The organism is Glycomyces dulcitolivorans (genome assembly GCF_003265355.1).
Classification (GTDB): domain Bacteria; phylum Actinomycetota; class Actinomycetes; order Mycobacteriales; family Micromonosporaceae; genus Glycomyces; species Glycomyces dulcitolivorans.
The window spans coordinates 1-10,461 of record NZ_QFRW01000238.1; the positions used below are offsets into that span (position 1 = coordinate 1).

The window sequence follows — 10,461 nt, forward strand, 5'->3', positions numbered from 1 at the left end:
CCGCTCGCGCGCCTCGTCCCGCGCACCAGCCTCGGCGGGGACATGACGCCGTTCGCCGCGACCGCCGCCGCCGTCCTCTCGGCCGGCGGGGCCGTGCTCGCCGCCGCGCTCGGGACGGCCCCGTGGGTCCCGTTCGGGCTCGCCGCCCTCGCGCTCGTCCTCGCCGGATCGGTCGCCCGCACCGACCACGAGGGCATCCTCGACTGGTACATCCCGGCCGGGCTGCGCGCCGTCGAACTCGGCGCGATCTGCGCCGCCGGGATCGCGGCCGAAGTCGCCTGGCCGGTCCTGTACCTGCTGCTCACGGTGATCGCCCTGTACTTCTACGACCTCGCCGCGGGCCTCGACAAGGCCGCCTCGCCGGTGGCCCGCCGCGACCTCGGCCTCGGCTGGCCCGCACGGAGCCTCATCGCGATCGGCGCCGCCGCGGTCGCCGTCGCCACGAGCCCGGTCGTGGCCACAGTGGTCTACGGAGTGCTCGCGGTGTACGTCGCGTCGGTGTTCGTCGGCGCGGTCGTGGCCGGCACCGTGCGCGCCTCCCGCGCCGCCGCGGCCTGACCCCGTCCCGCCCCCGCCCGTGTTCCCCGTTGACGGTCAAGCGAACTCGTTCGGCTTACATGCCCCGACAGGCGAGCGGTCCTGGCCGCCCGCGACTAAGGTGTACGTGTGCGCAAGTGTGGGCTCCGGCGTCTGGTGCTCGTCGCGTCCGTGATCGGGGCGGTGGGCCTGCTCTCCCTGCCCTGGTACGGCGCATCCGAACCGCGGGACGAATCCTCAGTGTCCCAAGTGGACTGGGTGAACGCGGACGAGACGAACCCGTGGCCGCCCGGCTCCGACGCGACCGAGAGCCCCAGCTACGACGGCGACGGCACCGAGGACGGCCCTGAGGACGACGGGAACGGCTCCGACGGCTCCGGCGGCGACGGCCCCACCGGCGAGGCGGGCCAGCCCGGCTCCGGCCCGGTCGACGGCGGCGAGAACTCCTCCGGCGGGATCCTCGGCCTCGCGTTCCCCGTGCAGGCCGGCATGAGCGTCGGCCTCCTGGCGCTCGCGTTCCTCGCGCTCCTGCCGGGCCGCCGCATGCCCGCCGACCTGCGGTAGCTACAACCCCGAGTACGTGTAGCCGCGCTGCTCGAACTCGTCGAGGATCGACTCCAGGGCCCCGCACATGTCCTTCTGGTTCGACGCCCCGTCGTGCAGCAGGATGATCGCGCCCGGCCCGGTCTTGTCGAGCACGTGGTCCTTGATCTGCTTCTCCGTCGTCTCGTTGTCCCAGTCCGAGGGGTCCACGGCCCAGTGCAGCGACTCCATGCCGAGCTCCGCGGCGACCGCGATCGCCCGGTCCGTCCACTGCCCGCCCGGGTGGCGGAAGTACGCGATCTCGGCGCCCGGCGCGGCCTTGAGGATCGCGTCGTTGGTGCGCTGGAGGTTCGCGCGGATCTCGTCCTCGCTCCAGGTGCCGAGGTCGAACTCGTGGTACCAGGAGTGGTTGCACAGGGTGTGGCCCTCGCGCGCGATGTCGGCGACGAGCTCGGGGTACGCCTCGGCGTAGGCGCCGATGACGCAGAACGTGGCCTTGATGCCGCGCTCGCGGAGCATGTCGAGGACCTTCGGCGTCCACTCGGGCGAGGGCCCGTCGTCGAAGGTGAGCGCGACCGAGTCGTCCCCGGTGTGGTTGCGGGTGCCCAGCGGCCCGTCGTACGCGTTCGAGGCGGGCTCGGCGGCGGGCGCCGACGACGGCGACTCGGGGACGTCCGACGTCGGCGTCGGCGTCGCGGCCGGGGTCGTCTCGGGCGCGGCGCTCGTCTCCGGTTCGGCCGAGGACTCGTCCTCGGTGGCCGGTGCCTCCTCCTCGGCGGAGGACGCGGGGGCCTCCGCCCCGGTAGGCTCGTTCGCGGTCAGGGTCCCGGCCGGCGGCGTCTCGCCCTCGGGCCACAGCCACGCGAGAACGAACAGCGCGAGGAGCGCGGCCGCGATGCCGTACTTGTGGCGTCCCATGTCGTGATTGTAGGTGTGCCGGGCCATCTGTCCGGTGATTCGAGGAGGCGCGCATGCGACTGGTCGTGGGGATGACGGGGGCGACCGGGGCGGTGTTCGGGGTGCGCCTGCTCCAGGCGCTGCGCGCGACCGGGACCGTCGAGACGCACCTGGTGATGAGCCGGTGGGCGCGCACCACGCTGCGGCTGGAGACCCCGTACACGGTCGCCGAGGTCGCGGCACTCGCCGATTTCACGTGGGGGCCGAACGAGCAGGCCGCGCCGATCTCCTCGGGGTCGTTCCGCACCGACGGCATGATCATCGCGCCGTGCTCGATGAAGACCGTCGCGGCCGTGCGCACGGGGTACACCGAGGGCCTCATCGGGCGCGCGGCGGACGTGACGCTGAAGGAGCGGCGGCGGCTCGTGCTGCTGGCGCGCGAGAGCCCGCTCTCGGAGATCCACCTGGAGAACCTGCTCGCGCTCTCGCGGATGGGCGCGGTCGTGCTCCCGCCGGTCCCGGCGTTCTACAACCGGCCCGAGACGATCGACGACATCGTCGACCACGTCGTGGCGCGCACCCTCGACCAGTTCGGACTCGACTACTCCAAGGCGCGGCGCTGGGACGGCTTGGGCGACAATGGTTCCACTGACCCCTTGGAGTGAGGAGTAGCCGGTGGACACCCTGATGTGGGAGGCCAAGGCCGCCGAGGGGCGCGGCGCGGAACTGCTGCGCTGGGTCCTCGACGAGGGCGTGCGCGCGGTCGCCGACCCCGCGGTCCGCACCGAGGTGTTCGTCTCGGGCGACCGCGTCGTCGTCATCGCGGTCGGCGACGAGCCCCCGCGGCGGCTCCCGGACCCTCCGGAGGAGCTCATCGAGCGGGCGCCGCACGCGTGGCCGTTCACACGGGTGAACTTCGCGACCTGAACCGGGGACCGCTTGCCGGGCCCGGCCTTTTGCGAGCGTTCGTTGCGACTTGTTCGAAAGAGGTCTTGTCGGACCCCCGTGTCAGTATTGACCCAGGGGTCCCTCTAGAGTCCGAAATGTGGCTTTAGCGGCCGATGCCCTGGTATGTCCAGCCGTGCTTGCGCCACTGCTCCGGGTCGTAGGCGTTCATGCCGTCGAGGAGGCGGCGCTCGGCGACCTGGCGGCCCAGGGCCTCCGGGTCGAGGGTGCGGAACTCCTCCCACGGGACCATCGCGCACACCACGTCGGCGCCCGCCACGGCCTCGGCGAGGGTCTTCACGAAGCTCAGCTCGGGCGCGTACGCCTTCGCGTTCTCCAGGCCCTCGGGGTCGTAGACGACCACGTCGGCGCGCGCGGCGCGCAGGCGCCGGGCGATGTCGAGCGCGGGCGAGTCGCGGATGTCGTCGGTGTCGGGCTTGAAGGTCGCGCCCAGATACGCCACGCGCACGCCCGACAGGTCCGGCCCGTTCGGGCCCGGGGTGCGCCCGACCAGGTTCGCCACGGCGCGCACGGTGTGCGTGCGACGGCGCGTGTTGACCGCGTCGACCTCGTCGAGGAACCGGAACGACTCCCCGACCCCGAGCTCGCCGGCGCGCGCCGAGAGCGCCCGGATGTCCTTGGGCAGGCAGCCGCCGCCGAAGCCGATGCCGGCGCGCAGGAACTTGTTGCCGATGCGCTGGTCGTAGCCGATGGCCTTGGCCAGGTCGGCGACGTCGGCCCCGGCCGCCTCGCTCAGGTCGGCCATCGCGTTGATGAAGGAGATCTTGGTGGCGAGGAACGCGTTCGCCGCGACCTTCACCAGCTCGGCCGTGGCCAGGTCGGTCTCGACGACCGGCACCTCGCGGTCCTCGACCGCGGCGAGTTCGAGGATGCCGCGGTGGACGTCCTTGAGCAGCTGCGAGGCCCACTCCGACTGGGAGGCGTAGACGATCCGGTTGGGACGCAGGACGTCGTGCATCGCGTTCGACTCCTGGAGGAACTCCGGGCTCCACCCGACCTCGACGCCGAGCCCCGCGGGGGCGTGGCGGTCGACCAGCTCCTGGACCCAGGAGGCGGTGCCGACGGGCACGGTGGACTTGCCGACGATGAGGACCTTGCGCGTCAGGTGCTTGGCGAGGTCGACCACGGCCGACTCGATGTAGGAGAGGTCCGCGCCGTGCTCGCCCTTGCGCTGGGGGGTGCCCACGCAGATGAAGTGGACGTCGGCGAAGTCGGCGACGGCCTGGACGTCGGTCGTGAACCGCAGGCGGCCCGACTCCAGGTTCTTCTTGAGCAGCTCGGGCAGGCCCGGCTCGTGGAAGGGGACGGTGCCGGAGGCGAAGGACTCGATCTTCGCGGTGTCGACGTCGTACCCGATCACCTCGTAGCCCAGCTCCGCGAAGCAGATCGCGTAGGTCGCCCCGAGGTAGCCGCAGCCCAGGAAGGAGATGCGCGGACGGGTCGTCGGGTTCTGCGAGGGGGTCTGGTTCGCGTTGGCCATCAGATGCGTGCCCTGTCTGTGATCGGTGCAGTGCTGGTCGGGGGTGCGGGTCCGGGGGTGCGGCGGCGCCCGTACGAATGATCCCGCATCGCGCGGCGACCTCGAATTGTACGTGAACGCCCCTATGGCCTGCGCCATCGTATATTCAGCTCCACGCATGAACTTCGGGTGACGTTGCGGGGAAGCGGCGGATAATTCACCGTGGCGGCCATCACCGGTGCGACGATCCATGGGCTAGACTCGCCGAGTATTACTCATCAGTAACAACAGTCAGCGACTACAGCCGGGAGCCGTCGATGTCCACCGGGTTCAGCCCCTACCAGCTGCCAGACGAGTACGCCGACATCCGCGCCGCCGCGCGCGGCGTCTGCGACGCCGGGGTCGCCCCCCACGCGGCCGAGGCCGACGAGACGGCGACGTTCCCCGAGCAGTCCTACGAGGCGCTCAAGTCCGCCGACCTGCACGCCCCGCACATCCCCGCCGAGTACGGCGGCGCGGGCATCGACGCGCTCGGCACCGCCATCGTCATCGAAGAGGTCGCCCGCGCGTGCGCGTCCTCCTCGCTCATCCCGGCCGTCAACAAGCTCGGCTCCCTGCCGGTCCTCCTCGACGGCTCCGAGGAGCTCAAGCGGCGATACCTGCCGCCGGTGGCCGCGGGGGACGCGATGTTCTCGTACTGCCTCTCCGAGCCCGAGGCCGGCTCCGACGCCGCCTCGATGACCACCCGCGCCGTCCGCGAAGGCGATGAGTGGGTCCTCGACGGCGTCAAGCGCTGGATCACCAACGCGGGCGTCAGCGAGTACTACACGGTCTTCGCCGTGACCGAGCCCGGCAAGGGCGCCAAGGGGATCAGCGCGTTCGTCGTGGAGAAGTCCGACGCAGGCGTCTCCTTCGGCAAGCCCGAGAAGAAGCTCGGCATCAAGGGCTCCCCGACCGCCGAGGTCTACTTCGACTCCGTGCGCATCCCCGCCGGCCGCCTCATCGGCGAAGAAGGCCAAGGGTTCTCGCTCGCCATGCGCACCCTCGACCACACCCGCGTCACCATCGCCGCGCAGGCCCTCGGCATCGCCCAGGGCGCCCTCGACGCCGCCACCGCCTACGCCGCCGAGCGCGAGCAGTTCGGCAAGCCGATCGCCGCCTTCCAGGGCGTCCAGTTCCTCCTCGCCGACGCCGCCATGAAGATCAGCGCCGCAAGGGAACTCACCTACGCCGCCGCCGCCCGCTCCGAACGCACTACCGCCGACCTCACCTACTTCGGCGCCGCCGCCAAGTGCTTCGCCTCCGACGCCGCCATGCAGATCACCACCGACATGGTCCAGATCCTCGGCGGCTACGGCTACACCCGCGACTTCCCCCTGGAGCGCATGATGCGCGACGCCAAGATCACCCAGATCTACGAGGGCACCAACCAGGTCCAACGCATCGTCATCGCCCGAGAACTCCAGCGCGGCAACGCGTTCTAGAGCTTCATGAGGGAGCAGGCGGGTCCTCCGGGACCCGCCTTTTTCTATGCCTCGGCTTCGGCCGGGGCGGGGCGTTGTTCGGGGATCTGGGGGGTTGGGCGCTTGCGGGGGCCGACGAGGGCGAGGGCCCAGGCTGCGGCCAGGGCGAGGTAGAGGGCGGTTGCGGCGGGCCAGGGGAGGGGGAGGTCGGTCAGGAGGGTGCGGAGGTGGAGGGCGATGGTGAGCATGCCGATGGTGGCGGTGAGTTTGGCGGCCGGGAGGCGGCCGGTGAGCCAGGCGGCGACGGGGGCCGCGATGACGGCGCCGATCGCGAGGCCTTCGGCGAGGGGCATGGCGACGCCGAGGCTCTGCGGGGCGAAGAGCCAGAAGCTGAGGAGAGCGCCTGCTGCGGCAAGGGTCTGTGCGAATGCCGCCGAGCCGATGACTTTTCGGGGTTCGAGTCTTGAGACTGACATGAGGATCGGGACTGTGACGGGGCCCCATCCTCCGCTTACCGCTCCTGCGAAGCCGCCCACCAGGCCGGTCGGGACGGCGAAGCCTTTGCGGGGCTTGCCGATCGGGAGGTCGCCTTTGTAGCCGCGCCAGGCCAGGACCGCGCCGACCGCCATCAGGGCGGCGCTCGTGACGGGAGTGGCGGCGTCGAGGCCGGCGAGGGATGAGAGGGCCCAGGCGCCGGTGAAGCCGCCTGCCGCGCCGGCCGCGCCGAGGGGGAGTGCCGTGGGCCAGTGGACGTTGCCGAAGCGGGTGTGGGCGGCGGTGCTGACGATGCCGGCGACGAGTGCGGCGGAGGCCGCGGCTGCCGCGACGACGACCGGGGCGAGGCCGATGCCGGCGAGGAGGGCGGTGGCGACCGTGCCGAAGCCCATGCCGAGGCCGCCGTCGAGGAGCTGGGCGACCAGGCCCGCTGCGGCGGCGGTGGCGACGGCGATCGGGGTCATGACGCGTGGCTCCCTCGGGTTCGGACCGACCCAGGATAGTCGCCGCCGACGAGCCGCCCGGAGGCGTCTCGCACAGGCCGGGACCGGCGGTTATGGAGGTCCCCGCCACCCGGTGAGGGGCCGGATGCACTGGGCGAGACCAGGGTCATAGCGTGGGGGAACGGTCCTGGTTACGCTCGCGTAGCCCCTACCGGCAACCACCATCGCCTGCCGCAGTGCACAGGCGTACCAGAAATGCAGAGGAGCATTCGATGGGTAAGAAGGTCACGGTCGTCGGCGCCGGTTTCTACGGCTCCACCACCGCCCAGCGCCTGGCCGAGTACGACGTCTTCGACGAGGTCGTCCTCACCGACATCGTCGAGGGCAAGCCCGAGGGCATCGCCCTCGACATGAACCAGTCCCGCACCATCGAGGGCTTCGAGACCAAGGTCGTCGGCGCCACGACCGACAACGACGGCAACGGCTACGAGAAGACCGCCGGGTCCGACGTCATCGTCATCACCGCCGGCCTGCCGCGCAAGCCCGGCATGAGCCGCATGGACCTCCTCGAAGTGAACGCCCGCATCGTGCGCGGCGTGACCGAGAACCTGGTCAAGCACTCCCCGAACGCCGTGATCATCGTCGTCTCCAACCCGCTCGACGAGATGACCGCGCTCGCGCAGCTCGCCTCCGGCTTCCCCAAGAACCGGGTCCTCGGCCAGGCCGGGATGCTCGACACCGCGCGGTTCACGAACTTCGTGGCCGAGGAGCTCCAGGTCCCCGTCAAGTCCGTGACGACCCTGACGCTCGGCTCGCACGGCGACACCATGGTGCCCGTCCCCAGCCAGTCCTCCGTCGACGGCAAGCCGCTCGCGGACCTCCTCCCGGCCGACAAGGTCGAGGAGCTGGTGACCAAGACCCGCAACGGCGGCGCCGAGATCGTGGCGCTGCTGAAGACCGGTTCGGCCTACTACGCGCCGTCGGCCGCGGCCGCGCGCATGGCGAAGGCCGTCGCCGAGGACTCCGGCGCGGTGCTGCCGGTGTGCGCGTGGGTCGACGGCGAGTACGGGATCTCCGGCGTCTACCTGGGCGTGAACGCGAAGATCGGCGCCGAGGGCGTCAAGGAGGTCGTCGAGACCCCCCTGACGGACGGCGAGCTGGCGAACCTGAAGGAGGCCGCCGAGGCCGTCCGCGCCAAGCAGGCCGACGTCGCCACGCTGTAACACGTCGTCGGGAGGGGCGTCCGCCGCCGCGGGCGCCCCTCCCGCGTCTCCGACATGGCTCCGGGCCCTGATCGGTCGTCGCTAGGCTTACGCCCGTGACGGTCAAGAGGCAGCGCATGGATCGGACCCGCCCGGGCGAATGGGAGCCCTTCGTGGCGAGGCGTCCGGGGTCGTGGTGGCTGGAGATCGCCATGCTCGTCGCGTTCGGGGTGTGCACGTGGCTGTCGGCGTTCCACAGCCCCCTGATCGACCTCGACATCTGGCTGCGGGACTTCTCGGACGCGAACCGGCCGCCGTGGTTCGACACGCTCCTGGTGTACACGAACAAGCTCGGGCAGGGCGGCATCCTCAGCGCGGTCGCGCTCGGCGTCGCCGCGATCCTCGCGTACCGGAAGCACACGGTCCGGCCGATGATCGCGTTCCTCGTCATGTACGGGATGGCCGGGCTGGTCCTGGTCCTGAAACTCGCGTTCCCGCGGATCTACCCGCACTGGCCGCGGCCCGACCCGGGCCCGTACGCCGACGCCTCGCAGGCGCTCCTGTTCGTCCCCGACCGGTCCGAGCTGGGGAGCCTGGGCGACTCGGCGGTCGGCGCGTACCCGTCGGGGCACGTGGTGAACGCGTTCGTCTGGTACGGGCTCCTGATGCTGCTCGTCGGCGCGCTCCTCAAGACCTGGCAGCGCCGGCTGCTCTTGATCGCGCCGGTCGTGATCGTGTTCTTCTCGACGACCTACCTGGGCTTCCACTGGCTCACCGACTCGCTCGCGGGGCTGTTCATCGGCGTGATCATCGTCAGGCTCATGTACCGGATCCCTTGGGCGACAGTGCGACTGCCGCTGTGGCTGGAGCCGGAGCGGCGCTACCGGTAGGCGGGTTCCGCAGCGCCCGTCTCCGTAACGCGGGCGCGGTATCTTCTCAGACATGCCCACTCCCCCGCGAGAACGGCCGCCCCTCAAGCGCCGCCTCGGCCTCCCTTCCGCGATCGCGATCGGGCTCGCCTCGATGCTCGGCGCGGGCGTCTTCGCCGTCTGGGGGCCCGCGACCCGGGCCGCCGGATCGGGTCCGGGACTCCTTGCGGCCCTAGGGATCGCCGCATTCATCGCCTACTGCAACGCCCGCTCCTCCGCCCGCCTCGCCGCCCTCTACCCGCAGTCGGGCGGCGCGTACGTGTACGGGACGGTGCGGCTCCACCCGGCCGCCGGGTTCGCCGCGGGCTGGGCGTTCCTGGTCGGCAAGACCGCCTCCGGCGCGGCCATGGCCCTGACGCTCGGCGCGTACCTGACCCCGGAGCAGCCGCGGCCGCTCGCCGCCGCGGCGGTCGTCGCGTTCTGCGCCGTGAACCTCCTCGGCGTCCACCGGACCGCGCTCGCCTCGGCGGTGTTCGCGGGGATCACGCTCGCGGTGCTCGCCCTGGTCGTCACCGCCGGGCTCACCGGGCCGGTCGCGGCCCGGCCGCTGGGGGACACGCACCCGTGGGGGGTCCTGACGGCGGCCGGGTTCGTATTCTTCGCGTTCGCCGGGTACGCGCGGATCGCGACCCTCGGCGAGGAGGTCGCGCGCCCGGAGAAGACGATTCCGCGCGCGGTCGCGATCAGCCTCGGCGCCACCGCGCTCGTGTACGCGGCGGTCGCGGTGACCGCGCTGAGCGTCCTCGGCGCGGGCACGCTCGCCGGATCGACTGCGCCCCTGTCGGACCTGGCCGGGGCCGGTGCGCCCGCGATCAAGCCGCTCGTGGCGGTCGGCGCGGGGATCGCCGTCGCCGGAGTGCTCTTGAGCCTCCTGGCCGGGATCGGCCGGACCGCGCTCGCGATGGCCCGCGACCGGCGCCTGCCGGGCCCGCTCGCGGCCGTGTCGCAGCGGTTCGGGGTCCCGTGGGCGGCCGAGATCGCCGCGAGCGCCCTCGTCCTCCTCCTGGTGTCCACACTGGACTTGGCGGGGGCGATCGGGTTCTCCAGTTTCTGCGTCCTCGTCTACTACGCGGTCGCGAACGCCTCCGCGATCACGCTCGACACACGGGCCCCGCTGCCGTGGCTGGGGCTCGCCGGGTGCGTGCTCGTGGCCGCGAGCCTGCCGCTCGCGTCCGTGCTCGGCGGCCTCGCGGTGTTCGCCGTCGGGGCCGCCTGGTTCTGGGTCACGGAGCGGCGCAAGGACGCTTAACGAGCGGCGCGCCGCGCGTCCCGGGCCGCCCGGAGCCGCCTGACGACCGCGGGCTGCTCCGCGGCCGCCTCCGGGTGGTCGATGAGGCGGGCCAGGTGCTGGTAGTACCGCTCGGGTGTGAGCTCCAGCTCGTCGGCGATGGCCTGGGTCTTCGCGCCCGAGGCGCGCCACCAGCGCGCCTCGAACGCGAGGAGGCGGCTGTCCGAGGCGGACAGCTTCGACTCGGGGTCGCGCGGGGCGAGCTGCGGGCCCGCCTGGCGCGGCGCGGCGTCGGGGCC

The 10,461-nt window shown here is 72.1% G+C and carries 11 protein-coding genes and 1 pseudogene; 8 read left to right on the top strand and 4 right to left on the bottom strand.

Annotated elements, in window-relative coordinates; all coding sequences use genetic code 11:
• Positions 1-558: pseudogene (locus DI269_RS15920) on the top strand (hypothetical protein); the annotation flags it as partial.
• A 108-nt stretch (positions 559-666) separates the two neighbouring features.
• Positions 667-1,101 (top strand): hypothetical protein, encoded by a 435-nt coding sequence (locus tag DI269_RS15925; RefSeq protein ID WP_157975029.1) that lies wholly within the window; start codon positions 667-669, stop codon positions 1,099-1,101.
• Here the strand turns inward: DI269_RS15925 and DI269_RS15930 are convergent, their stop codons facing one another.
• On the bottom strand, positions 1,102-1,998 hold the full coding sequence (locus DI269_RS15930; RefSeq protein WP_157975030.1) for a polysaccharide deacetylase family protein: 897 nt from the start codon (positions 1,996-1,998) through the stop codon (positions 1,102-1,104). It lies immediately after the preceding gene.
• Positions 1,999-2,051: 53 nt separating this feature from the next.
• Here DI269_RS15930 and DI269_RS15935 point away from each other — a divergent pair, with 53 nt between their 5' ends.
• A complete protein-coding gene (locus DI269_RS15935; protein ID WP_112137531.1) occupies positions 2,052-2,642 on the top strand; it encodes a non-oxidative hydroxyarylic acid decarboxylases subunit B in 591 nt (196 codons plus the stop codon).
• 10 nt (positions 2,643-2,652) lie between these two features.
• Complete coding sequence (locus DI269_RS15940; RefSeq protein WP_198667472.1) at positions 2,653-2,904, top strand: hypothetical protein; 252 nt, start codon at positions 2,653-2,655, stop codon at positions 2,902-2,904.
• A gap of 124 nt (positions 2,905-3,028) precedes the next feature.
• Here the strand turns inward: DI269_RS15940 and DI269_RS15945 are convergent, their stop codons facing one another.
• Positions 3,029-4,423 carry a UDP-glucose dehydrogenase family protein gene (locus DI269_RS15945; protein ID WP_112137532.1) on the bottom strand — a complete coding sequence of 465 codons (1,395 nt, stop codon included), beginning with the start codon at positions 4,421-4,423 and terminating at the stop codon, positions 3,029-3,031.
• Between the two features lie 296 nt (positions 4,424-4,719).
• Between DI269_RS15945 and DI269_RS15950 the strand changes: the two genes are divergently transcribed.
• On the top strand, positions 4,720-5,886 hold the full coding sequence (locus tag DI269_RS15950) for an acyl-CoA dehydrogenase family protein (protein WP_112137533.1): 1,167 nt from the start codon (positions 4,720-4,722) through the stop codon (positions 5,884-5,886).
• A gap of 44 nt (positions 5,887-5,930) precedes the next feature.
• On the opposite strand, the gene DI269_RS15955 is transcribed toward DI269_RS15950, so the two are convergent.
• Positions 5,931-6,824, bottom strand: coding sequence for a sulfite exporter TauE/SafE family protein (locus tag DI269_RS15955; RefSeq protein ID WP_112137534.1), 894 nt, complete (start codon positions 6,822-6,824; stop codon positions 5,931-5,933).
• A 251-nt stretch (positions 6,825-7,075) separates the two neighbouring features.
• Here DI269_RS15955 and mdh point away from each other — a divergent pair, with 251 nt between their 5' ends.
• The 3 genes from mdh (at position 7,076) to DI269_RS15970 (ending at position 10,183) form a co-directional block, all read left to right on the top strand.
• A complete protein-coding gene (gene mdh / locus DI269_RS15960; protein ID WP_112137535.1) occupies positions 7,076-8,026 on the top strand; it encodes a malate dehydrogenase in 951 nt (316 codons plus the stop codon).
• Between the two features lie 95 nt (positions 8,027-8,121).
• Entirely contained in the window at positions 8,122-8,895 is a 774-nt protein-coding gene (locus tag DI269_RS15965) for a phosphatase PAP2 family protein (RefSeq protein WP_157975031.1), read from the top strand.
• 52 nt (positions 8,896-8,947) lie between these two features.
• Positions 8,948-10,183 carry an APC family permease gene (locus tag DI269_RS15970; protein WP_112137537.1) on the top strand — a complete coding sequence of 412 codons (1,236 nt, stop codon included), beginning with the start codon at positions 8,948-8,950 and terminating at the stop codon, positions 10,181-10,183.
• On the opposite strand, the gene DI269_RS15975 is transcribed toward DI269_RS15970, so the two are convergent.
• Positions 10,180-10,461: DUF3263 domain-containing protein (locus tag DI269_RS15975; RefSeq protein ID WP_198667473.1), on the bottom strand; the 282-nt coding region annotated here is incomplete at its 5' end. The two genes, DI269_RS15970 and DI269_RS15975, sit on opposite strands and share 4 nt — an antisense overlap.